At 60.0% G+C, this 16,140-nt stretch carries 16 protein-coding genes; 15 read left to right on the forward strand and 1 reads right to left on the reverse strand.

All coding sequences use genetic code 11. From position 1 onward, the window contains the following. Positions 1-280 precede the first annotated feature (280 nt). The 10 genes from LOY34_RS08495 to LOY34_RS08540 all read left to right on the forward strand — a co-directional run bounded on the left by LOY34_RS08495 (position 281) and on the right by LOY34_RS08540 (position 7,997). A complete protein-coding gene (locus LOY34_RS08495; RefSeq protein WP_010224703.1) occupies positions 281-1,030 on the forward strand; it encodes an electron transfer flavoprotein subunit beta/FixA family protein in 750 nt (249 codons plus the stop codon). Continuing rightward, positions 1,031-1,960 carry an electron transfer flavoprotein subunit alpha/FixB family protein gene (locus LOY34_RS08500; RefSeq protein WP_045200521.1) on the forward strand — a complete coding sequence of 310 codons (930 nt, stop codon included), beginning with the start codon at positions 1,031-1,033 and terminating at the stop codon, positions 1,958-1,960. A gap of 114 nt (positions 1,961-2,074) precedes the next feature. After that, positions 2,075-2,899, forward strand: coding sequence for a substrate-binding periplasmic protein (locus tag LOY34_RS08505; RefSeq protein WP_408980904.1), 825 nt, complete (start codon positions 2,075-2,077; stop codon positions 2,897-2,899). 9 nt (positions 2,900-2,908) lie between these two features. Then, the gene (locus LOY34_RS08510; protein WP_045200525.1) at positions 2,909-3,262 is read left to right on the forward strand and encodes a DUF4398 domain-containing protein; all 354 of its coding nucleotides are present in this window, start codon (positions 2,909-2,911) and stop codon (positions 3,260-3,262) included. Continuing rightward, positions 3,259-4,068 (forward strand): OmpA family protein, encoded by an 810-nt coding sequence (locus LOY34_RS08515; RefSeq protein ID WP_045200527.1) that lies wholly within the window; start codon positions 3,259-3,261, stop codon positions 4,066-4,068. Before LOY34_RS08510 ends, LOY34_RS08515 begins: the two co-directional genes overlap by 4 nt. Positions 4,069-4,440: 372 nt before the next feature. Next, positions 4,441-4,590 (forward strand): hypothetical protein, encoded by a 150-nt coding sequence (locus tag LOY34_RS08520; RefSeq protein ID WP_195883420.1) that lies wholly within the window; start codon positions 4,441-4,443, stop codon positions 4,588-4,590. Positions 4,591-4,990: 400 nt separating this feature from the next. Beyond that, positions 4,991-6,436, forward strand: coding sequence for a PLP-dependent aminotransferase family protein (locus LOY34_RS08525; protein WP_045200530.1), 1,446 nt, complete (start codon positions 4,991-4,993; stop codon positions 6,434-6,436). Between the two features lie 217 nt (positions 6,437-6,653). Continuing rightward, positions 6,654-6,977, forward strand: a complete 324-nt coding sequence (locus LOY34_RS08530; RefSeq protein WP_309475825.1) for a translation initiation factor 2 — start codon at positions 6,654-6,656, stop codon at positions 6,975-6,977. A 127-nt stretch (positions 6,978-7,104) separates the two neighbouring features. Next, a complete protein-coding gene (locus tag LOY34_RS08535; RefSeq protein ID WP_195883422.1) occupies positions 7,105-7,359 on the forward strand; it encodes a YkgJ family cysteine cluster protein in 255 nt (84 codons plus the stop codon). 32 nt (positions 7,360-7,391) lie between these two features. Next, positions 7,392-7,997: an START domain-containing protein gene (locus LOY34_RS08540; protein ID WP_195883423.1), complete on the forward strand. Its 606-nt coding sequence runs from the start codon at positions 7,392-7,394 to the stop codon at positions 7,995-7,997. 144 nt (positions 7,998-8,141) lie between these two features. Here the strand turns inward: LOY34_RS08540 and gltA are convergent, their stop codons facing one another. Continuing rightward, entirely contained in the window at positions 8,142-9,431 is a 1,290-nt protein-coding gene (gltA, locus tag LOY34_RS08545) for a citrate synthase (RefSeq protein ID WP_010224685.1), read from the reverse strand. A 350-nt stretch (positions 9,432-9,781) separates the two neighbouring features. On the opposite strand from gltA, the gene sdhC reads away from it, so the two are divergent. From sdhC to LOY34_RS08570, 5 genes are all read left to right on the forward strand, one after another. Then, positions 9,782-10,168, forward strand: a complete 387-nt coding sequence (gene sdhC / locus LOY34_RS08550; RefSeq protein ID WP_174242293.1) for a succinate dehydrogenase, cytochrome b556 subunit — start codon at positions 9,782-9,784, stop codon at positions 10,166-10,168. Next, complete coding sequence (gene sdhD / locus LOY34_RS08555; RefSeq protein ID WP_028945358.1) at positions 10,162-10,530, forward strand: succinate dehydrogenase, hydrophobic membrane anchor protein; 369 nt, start codon at positions 10,162-10,164, stop codon at positions 10,528-10,530. Before sdhC ends, sdhD begins: the two co-directional genes overlap by 7 nt. Positions 10,531-10,533: 3 nt before the next feature. After that, entirely contained in the window at positions 10,534-12,306 is a 1,773-nt protein-coding gene (sdhA, locus tag LOY34_RS08560; protein WP_045200538.1) for a succinate dehydrogenase flavoprotein subunit, read from the forward strand. Positions 12,307-12,317: 11 nt separating this feature from the next. Beyond that, positions 12,318-13,022: a succinate dehydrogenase iron-sulfur subunit gene (locus LOY34_RS08565; RefSeq protein ID WP_010224678.1), complete on the forward strand. Its 705-nt coding sequence runs from the start codon at positions 12,318-12,320 to the stop codon at positions 13,020-13,022. Positions 13,023-13,268: 246 nt separating this feature from the next. Beyond that, positions 13,269-16,100 (forward strand): 2-oxoglutarate dehydrogenase E1 component, encoded by a 2,832-nt coding sequence (locus LOY34_RS08570; protein WP_045200540.1) that lies wholly within the window; start codon positions 13,269-13,271, stop codon positions 16,098-16,100. Positions 16,101-16,140 lie beyond the last annotated feature (40 nt).

A 16,140-nucleotide genomic window follows, 5' to 3' on the forward strand; every position in this document is an offset into this window, starting at 1 on the left:
GTTTTGCGCTCGCCGTAGGCTGACCGCAGGATGCAGGAGCACCCCTAAAAACCAGGCGAAAAGCAGGGCAGTTACGCCACAACCCGCTTTGTAGTGGAGTTTACACGCCACGACAAATAATGACCCACGGGTTTTGCAACTGACAGGCCGAAACGAGACTGCTGGGTCAGGGTTAAATTCGTCCACCTGTGATCGTTTTTAGAGGTGCCCTTGTACCCACGCGCAATCGCCGGGTTTGCCCCAGGCGACATTCTTTTCACCGGAGAGTAACGAGGAATCCATGAAGGTTCTTGTAGCTGTCAAACGAGTGGTCGACTATAACGTCAAGGTTCGCGTCAAGGCGGACAACTCCGGCGTCGACCTTGCTAACGTCAAGATGTCCATGAACCCCTTCTGCGAAATTGCCGTAGAAGAAGCCGTGCGCCTGAAAGAGAAGGGCGTTGCGAGCGAGATCGTCGTCGTTACCGTCGGCCCGGCCACTGCCCAGGAGCAACTGCGTACTGCCCTGGCACTGGGTGCCGACCGCGCCATCCTGGTCGAATCGGCTGAAGAGCTGACTTCGCTGGCTGTGGCCAAGCTGCTCAAGGCAGTGGTCGACAAAGAACAACCGCAGCTGGTGATCCTTGGCAAGCAAGCCATCGACAGCGACAACAACCAGACCGGCCAGATGCTGGCTGCACTGAGCGGTTACGCCCAGGGCACCTTCGCCTCCAAGGTCGAGGTTGCTGGCGACAAGGTCAACGTTACCCGTGAAATCGACGGCGGCCTGCAGACCGTTGCGCTGAACCTGCCAGCCATCGTCACCACCGACCTGCGCCTGAACGAGCCGCGCTACGCGTCGCTGCCGAACATCATGAAGGCCAAGAAGAAGCCGCTGGAGACCGTTACTCCAGACGCGCTGGGCGTTTCCACCGCCTCTACCAACAAGACCCTGAAAGTCGAAGCGCCGGCTGCCCGCAGCGCCGGTATCAAGGTCAAGTCGGTTGCTGAACTGGTCGAGAAACTGAAGAACGAGGCGAAGGTAATCTAAATGACTATCCTGGTTATCGCTGAACACGAAAACGGTGCCGTTGCCCCGGCCACCCTGAACACTGTTGCTGCTGCCGCCAAGATCGGTGGCGACATCCATGTGCTGGTCGCAGGCCAGAACGTCGGTGGCGTCGCTGAAGCCGCGGCCAAGATCGCTGGCGTTGCCAAGGTCCTGGTTGCCGACAACGCCGCCTACGCTCACCAGCTGCCAGAAAACGTCGCGCCGCTGGTAGCCGAGCTGGGCAAGGGCTACAGCCACGTGCTGGCTCCTGCCACCTCCAACGGCAAGAACATCCTGCCGCGCGTTGCCGCGCTGCTGGACGTCGACCAGATTTCCGAGATCATCTCGGTTGAATCGGCTGACACCTTCAAGCGTCCGATCTACGCCGGTAACGCCATTGCCACCGTGCAATCGAACGCTGCCGTCAAAGTCATCACCGTCCGTGCCACCGGCTTTGACGCCGTTGCCGCCGAAGGTGGTTCGGCTGCCGTTGAAGCTGTCGCTGCTGCCCACGACGCAGGCAAATCGGCCTTCGTTGGCGAAGAGCTGGCCAAGTCCGACCGCCCTGAGCTGACCGCTGCCAAGATCGTCGTTTCCGGCGGTCGCGGCATGCAGAACGGTGATAACTTCAAGCACCTGTACGCCCTGGCCGACAAGCTCGGCGCTGCCGTAGGTGCTTCGCGCGCTGCGGTCGACGCAGGTTTCGTACCCAACGACATGCAGGTCGGTCAGACCGGCAAGATCGTTGCACCACAGCTGTACATCGCCGTCGGTATTTCCGGCGCGATCCAGCACCTGGCCGGCATGAAAGACTCCAAAGTGATCGTTGCGATCAACAAGGACGAAGAAGCGCCGATCTTCCAGGTGGCCGACTACGGCCTGGTGGCTGACCTGTTCGAAGCCATCCCTGAGCTGGAGAAGCTGGTTTAATCCAGTCGCTTCACTTATAAAAGAGCCCGGTCCGTTCGGGCTGTGCAGGCCTGCCTTGCACAGCCCGGCAGATCGGGCTTTTTCATTCTGGCTAGAAAGTTGGGGAGTGGTTGCATGGGATGGCGTGGCCGGATAAACACGGCGCTGATGTTCGCTGCGGTGCTGATGCCGTTGCAAGCGTGGGCGGTGGGCAAGTGCGAGCGGCTGGTGGCCACCGGCAGCCCCGATGCGCCGCCGTACTCGTGGCGCGATCCGCAAGATCCCAGGCACCTGATGGGCGCCAACGTCGACCTGTTCAGGCAGGTAGCCAGCGAGCTGGGCCTGAAGGTTGAAGTCCTCGACAGCGGCAGCCGCAGCCAGGCCCTGGAAGAGGTGCGCAGCGGTCGCGTCGACTTGCTGATCGATTCACCCTTCGCGGTGGCCGAGCTGACTACGGTCGACTTCGTCCATCCCTCGCTGCTGAGCAACGAATACGTGGTGTGGACTCGCCACGATTCGCCGCTGGTCTATAACACCCTGGCCGATTTGCACGAGCATCGCGGCAGCGTCTCGGAAAAAGCGCGCATGACCCCGGAATTTGCTGCCTACGCCAAGAGCCAGTTGCAGCTGGCACCTTCGCAGAATCTGACCCAGGCCTTCCAGAAGTTGCTGCTCGGTCAGGTCGACTATGTGCTGGCCGGGCGCTACGCCGGGATGGCGATGGTTCAGGCCCTGGGCATGAACAACGAGCTGATTGCCCGCGGTTTGCCTCTGGATCGCCCGGGCCTGTACCTGGCGCTGTCGCATAATTCGGCATGCAATGACGCCTGGTTGCGCGGACAACTGGCAAAAAAGCTGACAGAATTGCCGGCCTCCGGCGTGTCCCAGGCGGTGCTGCAACGTAATGTCGAACGCTGGAAAGCGCAGATGCAGGCGCCGCTGGATGCCCCTAAACAGTAGGAAGATTGCGTGAGAACTCATCCATTATTCGCCGCTCTGGCACTGCTGGCCCTGGCCGGATGTGCCAATGACCCGGCCCCGAATGAACAGTTGCGCCTGTCCGAGCAGGCACTGGAGCAGGCCAAGGCGGTGGGTGCCACCGACGAAGTGGCAGAGCTGAAGCAGGCCGAAGAAAAACTGGCTCGGGCCCGAGTCAACATGACCAGCGAATCCTACCGTGACGCGCGCATGCGCGCCGAGCAGGCCGAGCTGGACGCGCGCCTGGCCGAGGCGCGGGTGCTGACGGTCAAGAGCAAGGAGCAGCTGGACTTGCTGCAATCGCGGGTCAATCGCCTGCGTAAACAGTTGGGGGAGCAGCGGTGAGTTCGATCAAACCATTGGCAGCACTGTTGTTGGTCGGTGTGGTCGGCCTGCAGGGCTGCGCCAGCCAGCGCAGCGAGACGGCGCTGGACGAGGCCACGGCCAAGTTCCAGACGGTCAAGGACGATTCCAACGTTTTGCGCAGCGCGCCGCGTGACGTGATTCGTGCCGGTGAATCGCTGGCCCGTGCCGAGCGCCTGTCCAGTTATCTGGGGACCGGCGCCGATGTGCGCCATTACGCCTACCTGAGCCAGCGCTACAGCGATATTGCCCGCGAGCACAGCAATCTGGTGCTCAACCAGGAACGCCTGGCCAAGCTTGAGCTTGAGCGTCAGCGCCTGCAGCTGGCGTTGCGTGAGGCCAAGCTTGCCAGCGTGCAGCAGCAGGGCAAATGGCTGGAAGCGCAGATCGTCAGCCTGGCCACCGAGCAGAGCGACCGTGGCTTGGTGATGACCCTGGGCGACGTGCTGTTCGACACCGGGCATGCGGAGCTTAAAAACTCGGCCAGCCGCACGGTGCTCAAGCTGGTGCAGTTCCTCCAGCTCAACCCCAAGCGCATTATCCGTATCGAGGGTTATACCGACAGCACGGGCGCGCCTGAGGATAACCTCAAATTGTCCCGGGATCGGGCTCAGGCGGTAGCCGATATGCTGATCGACCTGGGTGTCGATGAAAAGCGCATCGAGGTCGAGGGCTATGGCGACCAGTATCCGGTCGAGGCCAATGCCTCGGAGCGGGGCAGGGCGCAGAACCGTCGGGTCGAGATCGTCTTTTCCGACGACAAGGGCAAGCTTGGCGCGGCGCGCTGAGTAATGGATGAAGAAACCCGGTGAGTGTTCCTCTCCGGGTTTTTTATGACTCTGCAGGGGCTTGGGTTGGGTTTTTGAAGCTGCGGGCTTATCCATTCGGTGCGGTGCGGCTGCCGGCCCCTTCCGCCTTTACGGCGGCCTACTTTTCTCTTGGGAAGAAGTAGGCAAAACCGCTTGCTCCTGCATACGGCCCTACGCTGCGCTTCGGGTCCCCTCGCTACGGCACCTTCCGGGGCATCGCGGCCTACGACTTGCTACGCCAAGTCTACGTCTCGCGTCTTCGGCTGACGCCGAAGGTGCTGCGCACCGCCCCTACAGGCACCTACGCTCGGCCTCCTGAAGTCGCTTTTCGCGGCGCCTGGAAGTACGTGCATGAACATCAAGATCAAGACCAAACAAGTTGGTGCTCGTTTTATCAGCGGGCTTGTCCCGCCCCTGCGTAAGCCTGGCTGCGCCGACATCTGCTTTCGCAGATACGCCAGTGCAGGTGCCGCCCGTAACTTCGCGACTTCAAGAGGCTGAGCGTAGGTGTCTGGAGGGGGGGCGGGTGCGCAGCACCCTTCGGCCTAGGCCGAAGTCTTGAGACGTAGACTTGGCGGAGCAAGTCGTAGGCCGCGATGCCCCTGGAAGGCACCGTAGCGAGGGAACCCGGAGCGGAGCGTAGGGCCGTATGCTGGAGCGAGCGGTTTTGGTTCCTTTTGCCAAGAACAAAAGGGACCCGCCGTAAGGGCGGAAGGGGCCAGCAGCCGCGCCCCAGCGAATGGATAAGCTCGCAGAAAATGATAATCGCCCCCTCTGTCACACAACTGTATTGTCGACTATTCTGCAATCTGTCCCAGTACACTTCGCAACTGTTCCGGTATTCTTGGCCGAAAACAGCCGTACAAAAACAACTACATTGCCTGCGTGTCGAGAACTGATCATGACCAACCTGTTGCTCTACCAGCGCATCGCCCAGCAACTGGCCGAAGATATTCGCCGCGGTGTGTACCAGCCAGGTGAGCGGGTGCCGTCGGTGCGCAAGATGAGCTCGCAGCTCAATGTCAGCCATGCCACGGTGCTGCAGGCCTATGCCAATCTCGAAGACCAGGGCTTGATTCGCGCGCGGCCGCAGTCCGGCTATTACGTGCACCAGACCCCTGCGTTGACCGCACAGACGCCGGATATCGCCCGGGTCGAGCGCCCGGGGCTGGTCACGCGCAGCAGTATCATCCAGCAGGTATTGACCGAAGCCCGGCGCGACGGGGTGTTTCCCTTTGGCGCGGCGGTGCCGCATGTCGACTATTTGCCGGTGCGCGCGTTGCACCAGCAATTGGCCAAGGTCACCCGCTTTCATAGCCCGCGGGCGTTCAGCTACATGTTCAGCCCGGGTTTCGAGCCGTTGCGCCGGCAGATCGCCATTCGCATGCGCGATGCCGGCGTGGTGGTCGACCCCAGCGAAGTGGTAGTCACCCATGGCTGCGTCGATGCCCTGCAGATGTCGTTGCGGGTGCTGACCCGGCCGGGCGACCTGATCGCCGCCGAATCACCGACCTACTACGGTTTGCTGCAACTGGCCGACCTGCTTGGCCTGAAAGTCATCGAGATCCCCAGCGATCCATCCACCGGCATCAGTCTTGAGGCGTTACAGCTGGCGGCCAACCAGTGGTCGATCAAGGCCCTGGTGTTGACCGCGCGCCTGAGCAATCCGCTGGGCGGCACCATTCCGGAAGATCGCCAGAAGCAGCTGTTGCGCCTGGCGTCGGATTTCGACATCCAGATCATCGAAGACGATATCTATGGCGAGCTGATGTTCGAGCAGGGCAAGACCAAGGCGCTCAAGGCCTTCGACCGGCTCGGGCGGGTGATCTATTGCTCAAGCTTTTCCAAGACCTTGTCGCCCGGTGTGCGTATCGGCTGGATGGTTGCCGGCAAGTACCAGGCGGAAATCCAGCGCTTGCAGACCTTTACCACCCACTCGGCCTGCAGCGTGACGCAGATGGGGGTGGCTTCCTACCTGGAGAACGGTGGTTACGACCGGCATCTGCGTTTCATCCGCCAGGAATATCGGAAAAATCTCAGCGCCTACCAGCTGGCGGTGCAACAGCATTTCCCGGAAGGTACGCAGATGACCCGGCCCACCGGCGGTTTCATTCTCTGGGTGAGCCTGCCGGGCCGGGTCAATACCCAGGAATTGCACGTGCGTGCGCTGCAGCAGGGCATCAGTATCGCCCCAGGGTTGATCTTCAGTAACACCGAGCAATTCAACCACTGCATTCGTCTGAACTGCGGCATCCCGTGGAATCGTGAGGCGGAGCGGGCGGTGATGACCCTGGGCATGCTCGCCAGCCAGTTGTGCCAGGAATCGGCCTCGGGCGCTTTTTTCTAGACTTGCCAGTCGTGTCAGGAACGGGGAGCATAAGCATTTTTAGGGATAATCGTCGGTGCCTATGAAAGCGTTGCGTTGTATCGGGCTGTCCCTGTGTTTGCTCGGTGGCTTGGCTTGCACCTGGGCAGCAGTGGCCGAAACCGCACCGGCCGGCAAAACTTCCACTAGCAAAAGCGCCAAGCCTGCAGCCAAGCCAAAGCAGGCAAAAGCGCCGCCGGTGCGTAAAAAGGCAAGCACCAAAGCCACCCAGCGCAGCGCACGCAAAAATGCCAAGGCGGCGCCCGCGCCACTGCCCAAGACCAAGACCAAGCTCGACCTGAGCCTGCCCTCGGGCATGGTCAAGGAGCTCAAGCCCGATACCCAGGAGCAGGCACCTTTGCCTAAGCCATTGCTGCCCTACCTGTTTGGTGAGAAACCGCCTTCCGACAGCCCGTTTCAGCTCAATGGCCGGCTGATCAGCAACGAAATGCAGCTGCAACTGCGTAACGACAGTCGCAAGGATGTCGAAGGCGCGGCGATCGAGTTCGAGTTCAAGCAGTAGGGCGAAACTGACTGTCCAGTCACCCCTTTCAGGTTGATATTTCATCCTGCGAGCAATTTCAAACGCCTGTTTAAGCGGTTACTATCCGGGTTCATTCATCATTTGTTACTCCGAGGATTCTGTTGTCATGAATTGCCGTGAAGGTTGTGGCGCCTGCTGCATTGCGCCCTCCATCAGCTCGCCGATACCGGGGATGCCCAAGGGCAAGCCTGCCGGTGAGCGCTGCCTGCACCTGTCGGTTGCCAATCTCTGTGGCTTGTTCGGCAAGCCAGAGCGTCCGTCGGTGTGCGGTGGTTTCAAGGCAGAGGCCGATATCTGCGGCAACGACCGCGACGAGGCGATCAGGATCCTGGGGTGGCTGGAGCAAATGACGGCAGCTTGAAACGCGGATCTTCGACAATAAGGAACAAAAGCATGGGATCGTTTAAGCACATGGCACTGGTGTTGGGTCTGGGAGCGGCGCTGGTGCCCCTGGCGCATGCCGAGGACTGGAAGCAGGCCAAGAACGAAGACGGAATCAAGATCGATCTCAGTGAGGTTGCCGGTTCCGACTACAAGGCCTATCGCGGCGTTACCTTTATCAAGGCGCCACTGGCCAGGGTCAGGGCCCTGCAGGAAGACGTTGTCGGGGCCTGCGCCTGGATTCATGAGTGCAAGACGCAAAAGCTGCTGAAAACCGAAGGTGATCAGAGCTGGACCTACACTCAGTTCAATACCCCGTGGCCGGTCACTGCGCGTGATTCGGTCATGCATGTCACCACTACCGTAGCGGCTGATGGCAGCCTGATCCGCAAGCTTCAAGGCGTGCCCACGTACCTGCCGGAAGAGAAGGGCTTCGTGCGGGTGGCCAAGGTTGATGGGTTCTGGAAGCTGCAGCCAAAAGACGGCGGCACCGAAGTGACTTACCAGGTGCACACCGAGCCGGGCGGCAGCGTGCCGTCGATGGTGGCGAACAAGTTTGTGGTCGATGCGCCGTTCAATACCTTGAAGGCGTTGAAAGAGCGGGCCGAGAAGCCGTAAGTACAGTTGCATCAGTTGGCGGGCTTGAGGCAACTGTTGGGCAGTCGCGGGGCAAGCCCGCTCCCACAGAACCGCAGCCCGCGATGAGAGCGCAATAAAAAAGGCTGCCCGAGGGCAGCCTTTTTTCGTGTTCGGCCCAAAGGCTTACTTGCGGTCTTCCAGTTTGACGATGTCGCGCGACTCGTAGCCGGTGTACAGCTGGCGAGGGCGGCCGATCTTGTAAGGGCTGGAGAGCATTTCTTTCCAGTGCGAAATCCAGCCGACGGTCCGCGCCAGGGCGAAGATCACGGTGAACATGCTGGTTGGAATGCCGATCGCCTTGAGGATGATCCCCGAGTAGAAGTCGACGTTCGGGTACAGCGAGCGCTCGATGAAGTAAGGATCGGTGAGGGCGATCTCTTCCAGGCGCATGGCCAGTTCCAGCTGCGGGTCGTTCTTGATGCCCAGCTCGCGCAGGACTTCGTCGCAGGTCTGTTTCATCACGGTGGCGCGCGGGTCGCGGTTTTTGTAAACGCGGTGACCGAAGCCCATCAGCTTGAACGGATCGTTCTTGTCCTTGGCCTTGGCGATGAATTTGTCGATGTTCGAAACATCGCCGATTTCATCGAGCATGGTCAGTACCGCTTCGTTGGCGCCGCCGTGGGCAGGGCCCCACAGTGCAGCGATGCCGGCAGCGATACAGGCGAACGGGTTGGCACCCGAAGAGCCGGCCAGACGGACGGTGGAGGTCGATGCGTTCTGCTCGTGGTCGGCGTGGAGGATGAAGATCCGGTCCATTGCCTTGGCCAGTACCGGGCTGATCGGTTTGATCTCGCACGGGGTGTTGAACATCATGTGCAGGAAGTTTTCCGCGTACGACAGGTCATTGCGCGGATACATCATGGGCTGGCCCATGGAGTACTTGTACACCATCGCTGCCAGGGTCGGCATCTTGGCGACCAGGCGGACCGCGGAGATTTCGCGGTGCTGCGGGTTATTGATGTCCAGCGAGTCATGGTAGAACGCCGACAGGGCGCCAACCACGCCGCACATGACGGCCATCGGGTGGGCGTCGCGGCGGAAGCCGTTGAAGAAGGACTTCAACTGCTCGTGAACCATGGTGTGGTTCTTCACGGTGCTGACGAACTGAGCCTTCTGCTCGGCATTCGGCAGTTCGCCGTTGAGCAGCAGGTAGCAAGTCTCGAGGTAGTCGGATTTTTCGGCCAGTTGCTCGATCGGATAGCCGCGGTGCAGCAGGATACCCTTGTCGCCGTCGATATAAGTGATCTTCGACTCGCAGGATGCGGTCGCCATGAAACCAGGGTCGAAAGTGAAGTGACCCGTGGCCCCCAACCCTCTAACGTCGATAACATCGGGACCAACGGTGCCGGTTAAAATGGGCAGCTCGACGGGGGCTGCGCCCTCGATGACCAACTGCGCTTTTTTGTCAGCCATGTGGCCTCCTATTAATGCTTGAAATCATCAGACAGACCCCCCACGCAGGGCCCGCACCACTATAGTGAGATAAATTCGAATGTCAATTTGCCTAAAGCACGGTTGTAAAGGGCTTTGGGCGCTGTTTTTCCTCGAAATTACCGCCCGTTTACGCCTTTTGTTCGCTAAAGGCAATGCGCTATTTGGGCTAGGTGTCTGCGTTGTCATTAGTAGCCTAACTGTCTATAATCGGCCCCCGACCGCCAGGGGCTTGCAAGCCCGTGTTGCTGGGGTCGTCACTCCCTGGGTGGTGGGTACCTGACCAGTACACTTACCAACAACTTTGCCCTGCTTGCTAGGGGCTCTTCAGTGTGAAAAAAGCCGTGAAAAGCCAACGACCTGTAAACCTAGACCTAAGGACCATCAAACTCCCCATTACCGGCGTTACGTCATTTCTTCACCGTGTTTCCGGCATCATCCTCTTCCTCGGCCTTGGCTTCATGCTTTATGCATTGGGCAAATCCCTGGGTTCGGAGGAAGGTTTCGCCGAGGTGAAGGCATGCTTGACCAGTCCGCTGGCCAAGTTCGTGGCATGGGGCCTCCTGTCCGCCTTGCTGTATCACTTGGTAGCCGGTGTGCGCCACTTGATCATGGACATGGGCATCGGTGAAACGCTGGAAGGCGGCCGACTGGGCTCGAAAATTATCATCGCCGTTTCCGTGGTGGTGATTGTGCTGGCAGGAGTTTGGATATGGTAACCAACGTCACGAACCTCTCGCGTTCGGGCCTCTATGACTGGATGGCGCAGCGCGTTTCTGCGGTCGTTCTCGCGGCTTATTTCATTTTCCTGATCGGATACCTGGTCGCGCACCCGGGCATCGAGTTTGCCCAGTGGCACGCTCTGTTCTCCAACAACGCGATGCGTATTTTCAGTCTGCTGGCCCTTGTGGCCCTGGGCGCTCACGCCTGGGTCGGCATGTGGACCATTGCCACCGACTACCTGACGCCGATGGCGCTGGGCAAGTCGGCGACTGCCGTACGTTTCCTGTTCCAGGCGGTATGTGGTGTCGCGATGTTCGCGTACTTCGTCTGGGGTGTGCAGATTCTCTGGGGTATCTGATTCATGGCTAACATTCCTACGATTTCATTCGACGCCATCATCATTGGTGGCGGCGGTGCCGGCATGCGCGCAGCGCTGCAGCTGGCTCAGGGCGGTCACAAGACTGCCGTGATCACCAAGGTCTTCCCGACCCGTTCGCACACTGTATCGGCCCAGGGTGGCATCACCTGCGCCATCGCTTCGGCCGACCCGAACGATGACTGGCGCTGGCACATGTACGATACCGTCAAGGGTTCCGACTATATCGGTGACCAGGACGCTATCGAATACATGTGTCAGGAAGGTCCTGCTGCCGTGTTCGAGCTGGACCACATGGGTCTGCCGTTCTCGCGTACCGAGCAAGGCCGTATCTACCAGCGCCCGTTCGGCGGTCAGTCCAAGGACTTCGGTAAAGGTGGCCAGGCCGCCCGTACCTGCGCCGCTTCCGACCGTACCGGTCACGCGCTGCTGCACACCCTGTACCAGGGCAACCTGAAAGCAGGCACCACCTTCCTCAACGAGTACTACGCCGTTGACCTGGTGAAGAACCAGGAAGGTGCGTTCGTCGGTGTGATCGCCATCTGCATCGAAACCGGCGAAACCCTGTACATCAAAGCCAAGGCCACCGTTCTGGCCACCGGCGGTGCAGGCCGTATCTACTCCTCCACCACCAACGCCCTGATCAATACCGGTGACGGTATCGGCATGGCTCTGCGTGCAGGCGTTCCGGTGCAGGACATCGAGATGTGGCAGTTCCACCCGACCGGCATCGCCGGCGCTGGTGTACTGGTCACCGAAGGTTGCCGCGGTGAAGGCGGTTACCTGATCAACAAGCATGGCGAGCGTTTCATGGAACGTTATGCGCCTAACGCCAAAGACCTCGCCGGTCGTGACGTTGTGGCCCGTTCCATGGTTAAAGAGATCATCGCCGGCAACGGCTGTGGCCCTAACGGCGACCACGTGATGCTCAAGCTTGACCACCTGGGTGAAGAAGTACTGCACAGCCGCCTGCCAGGCATCTGCGAGCTGTCCAAGACCTTCGCTCACGTTGACCCTGTGGTCGCGCCGGTTCCTGTTGTGCCAACCTGCCACTACATGATGGGCGGCGTTGCCACCAACATCCATGGCCAGGCCATGACCCAGGACGCCGATGGCGTCGACCACATCATCCCGGGCCTGTTCGCGGTCGGTGAAGTGGCGTGCGTATCGGTTCACGGTGCCAACCGCCTGGGCGGCAACTCGCTGCTCGACCTGGTGGTCTTCGGTCGCGCCGCCGGCCTGCACCTGGAAAAAGCACTGAGCGACGGTATCGAATACCTCGACGCCAGCGACACCGACATCGATGTTGCCCTGAGCCGTCTGAACAAGCTCAACGAGCGCAACACCGGCGAAGACGTGGCTACCCTGCGTCGCGAACTGCAAAGCTGCATGCAGAACTACTTCGGTGTATTCCGTACCGGCGAATACATGCAGAAGGGTATCGAGCAACTGGCTGGCCTGCGCGAGCGTATCGCCAACGTCAAGATCAACGACAAGTCCCAGGCCTTCAACACCGCGCGTATCGAAGCGCTGGAGCTGCAGAACCTGCTGGAAGTCGCTGAAGCCACTGCCATCGCTGCAGAAGTCCGTAAAGAGTCCCGCGGCGCTCACGCCCGTGAAGACTTCGAAGACCGTGACGACGAAAACTGGCTGTGCCACACCCTGTACTTCCCGGGTGAGAAGCGCGTCGCCAAGCGCGCCGTCAACTTCGCGCCGAAAACCGTTCCGGCGTTCGAGCCTAAAGTCCGGACTTACTAAGGGTGGCCACAATGTTGCAAGTCGAAGTTTATCGTTACAACCCCGATACCGACTCGGCACCCAAGATGCAGGTGTTCCAGGTCGATACCGGCGGCAAGGACCTGATGGTTCTCGATGTCTTGGCACTGATCAAGGAACAGGACGAAGGTTTCTCGTATCGTCGTTCCTGCCGTGAAGGTGTTTGCGGTTCCGATGGCATGAACATCAACGGCAAGAACGGCCTGGCCTGCATCACGCCGCTGTCGGCCGTGGTCAAGCGCAACAAGCTGATCGTTCGCCCGTTGCCTGGATTGCCGGTCATTCGTGACCTGGTCGTCGATATGAGCATCTTCTACAAACAGTACGAGAAGGTGAAGCCATTCCTGCAGAACGATACGCCGGCTCCGGCCATCGAGCGTCTGCAGTCGCCGGAAGAACGCGAAAAGCTGGACGGCCTGTACGAGTGCATTCTGTGCGCTTGCTGCTCGACTTCCTGCCCGTCGTTCTGGTGGAACCCGGACAAGTTCCTCGGTCCAGCTGCACTGCTGCAGGCCTATCGTTTCCTGGCCGACAGCCGTGACACCAAGACCCAGGAGCGTCTGGCTTCGCTGGATGACCCGTTCAGCGTGTTCCGTTGCCGCGGCATCATGAACTGCGTAAACGTTTGCCCTAAAGGTCTGAACCCGACCAAGGCCATCGGTCACGTACGTAACATGCTGCTGCAAAGCGGTACCTGATTTTAAAAGTGTTGTACCCGTAGTACGCCAAGGTGCGGGCCCTTGCCCGCACCAAGGTGAAACCCGAGCTAGGGCCCACAAAGCCCAAGCTTTTACCTATGAAGATATGAGACCAGCAGGGGCTTCCGGGCTGGTACCCGGAAAATCTGTAGGATCCTTGGTGGCTTGGTTGGGTCGCTGCATTAGGACTTTTCCAGGCGTGCTGTGGCTCTTGCCGATCCGTCCCCTAACCGAGGGTGACCAAGCATGCAAGAAAGCGTGATGCAGCGCATGTGGGATAGCGCCCACCTTTCAGGTGGTAACGCTGCATATGTGGAAGAGCTCTACGAGCTTTACCTGCACGACCCTAACGCTGTGCCAGAAGAGTGGCGCACTTACTTCCAGAAGTTGCCCGCCGAAGGCAGCACCGCTACCGATGTATCGCACTCTACAATCCGCGACCATTTCGTACTGCTGGCAAAGAACCAGCGCCGCGCCCAACCGGTTTCCGCCGGGAGCGTGAGCAGTGAACACGAGAAGAAGCAGGTTGAAGTTCTGCGACTGATCCAGGCCTACCGTATGCGCGGCCACCAAGCCGCTAAGCTCGACCCCCTGGGGTTGTGGCAGCGCCCTGCGCCAGTAGACCTGTCGATCAATCATTACGGCTTGACCAATGCCGATCTTGATACGACCTTCCGTGCCGGCGACCTGTTCATCGGCAAAGAGGAAGCGAGCCTACGCGAAATCTTCGACGCTTTGCAGCAGACATATTGCCGCACCATTGGCGCCGAATTCACCCACATCGTCGACTCCGAGCAGCGCAGCTGGTTCCAGCAGCGTCTGGAGAGCGTGCGTGGGCGTCCAGTCTTCTCCGCGGATATTCAGAGCCACCTGCTCGAGCGCGTCACCGCCGCCGAGGGTCTGGAAAAATACCTGGGTACCAAATACCCGGGCACCAAGCGTTTCGGCCTGGAAGGCGGCGAAAGCCTGATTCCGATGCTGGACGAGCTGATTCAACGCTCCGGTTCCTACGGCACCAAGGAAGTTGTCATCGGCATGGCTCACCGTGGCCGTCTGAACGTCCTGGTCAACACCTTCGGCAAGAACCCGCGCGACCTGTTCGACGAGTTCGAAGGCAAGAAGAAGGTCGAGCTGGGCTCCGGTGACGTCAAATACCACCAGGGCTTCTCGTCCAACGTGATGACCGCCGGTGGCGAAGTTCACCTGGCCATGGCGTTCAACCCTTCGCACCTGGAGATCGTCTCGCCAGTGGTTGAAGGTTCGGTACGTGCCCGTCAGGACCGTCGCAACGACACCGTTGGCGACAAGGTACTGCCGATTTCCATCCACGGTGACGCGGCATTCGCCGGTCAAGGCGTGGTCATGGAAACCTTCCAGATGTCGCAGACCCGCGGTTTCAAGACCGGCGGTACCGTGCACATCGTGATCAACAACCAGGTTGGTTTCACCATCAGCAACCCGCTGGACTCGCGTTCCACCGAGTACGCCACCGACGTCGCCAAGATGATTCAGGCGCCGATCCTGCACGTCAACGGTGATGATCCGGAAGCGGTGCTGTTCGTGACCCAGCTGGCGGTCGATTACCGCATGCAGTTCAAGCGTGACGTGGTCATCGACCTGGTCTGCTACCGTCGTCGCGGCCACAACGAGGCCGACGAGCCGAACGGCACCCAGCCGCTGATGTACCAGCAGATCGCCAAGCAGCGCACCACCCGCGAACTCTACGCCGAAGCCCTGACCCAGTCGGGCCGTCTTGACGCCGAGCGCGTCCAGGCCAAGGTCGACGAGTACCGCAACGCGCTGGATAACGGCCTGCACGTAGTAAAAAGCCTGGTTAAAGAGCCGAACAAAGAGCTGTTCGTCGACTGGCGTCCGTACCTGGGTCACACCTGGACCGCGCGTCACGACACCCGCTTCGATCTGAAGACCCTGCAGGAACTGTCGGCCAAGCTGCTGGAGCTGCCGGAAGGTTTCGTGGTTCAGCGTCAGGTTTCGAAGATCTACGAAGATCGCCAGAAGATGCAGGCCGGTGGCTTGCCGATCAACTGGGGCTACGCCGAAACCATGGCCTACGCGACCTTGCTGTTTGAAGGTCATCCGATCCGCATGACGGGTCAGGATATCGGTCGCGGCACTTTCTCGCACCGCCACGCGGTACTGCACAACCAGAAAGACGCCAGCACCTACCTGCCACTGCAGAACCTGTACGCCGGTCAGCCTAAGTTCGACCTGTACGACTCCTTCCTCTCGGAAGAAGCGGTACTGGCCTTCGAATACGGCTACTCCACCACCACGCCGAACGCGCTGGTGATCTGGGAAGCCCAGTTCGGCGACTTCGCCAACGGTGCCCAGGTGGTTGTCGACCAGTTCATCACCAGCGGCGAGCACAAGTGGGGCCGTCTGTGCGGTCTGACCATGCTGCTGCCACACGGTTATGAAGGGCAGGGGCCTGAGCACTCCTCGGCACGTCTGGAGCGTTACCTGCAGCTGTGCGCCGAGCACAACGTCCAGGTTTGCGTACCGACCACGCCGGCTCAGATCTACCACCTGCTGCGTCGTCAGGTCATCCGTCCGCTGCGCAAGCCGCTGATCGTGCTGACACCTAAGTCGCTGCTGCGCCACAAGCTGGCCATCTCGACCCTGGAAGAACTGGCCGAAGGCTCGTTCCAGACCGTGATCCCGGAAATCGATACCCTCGATCCGAAGAACGTCACGCGCCTGGTCCTGTGCAGCGGCAAGGTCTACTACGATCTGCTGGAAAAACGCCGTGCCGAAGGCCGCGAAGATATCGCCATCGTGCGTATCGAGCAGCTGTATCCGTTCCCTGAAGACGACCTGGTCGAAATCCTCGCGCCGTACACCAATCTCAAAGATGTGGTGTGGTGCCAGGAAGAGCCAATGAACCAGGGTGCCTGGTACAGCAGCCAACACCACATGCGTCGCATTCTGACCCGTCACAACAAGGACCTGGTCCTCGAGTACGCCGGTCGTGATGCCTCGGCAGCACCTGCTTGTGGTTACGCTTCGATGCACGCCGAGCAGCAGGAAAAACTGCTGCAAGATGCCTTCACCGTTTAATGCCATCGCGCACCAGAAACCGAATTTAAGGAACCACTGA

Origin of the sequence: Pseudomonas sp. B21-009 (assembly GCF_024749345.1) — a bacterium.
Classification (GTDB): domain Bacteria; phylum Pseudomonadota; class Gammaproteobacteria; order Pseudomonadales; family Pseudomonadaceae; genus Aquipseudomonas.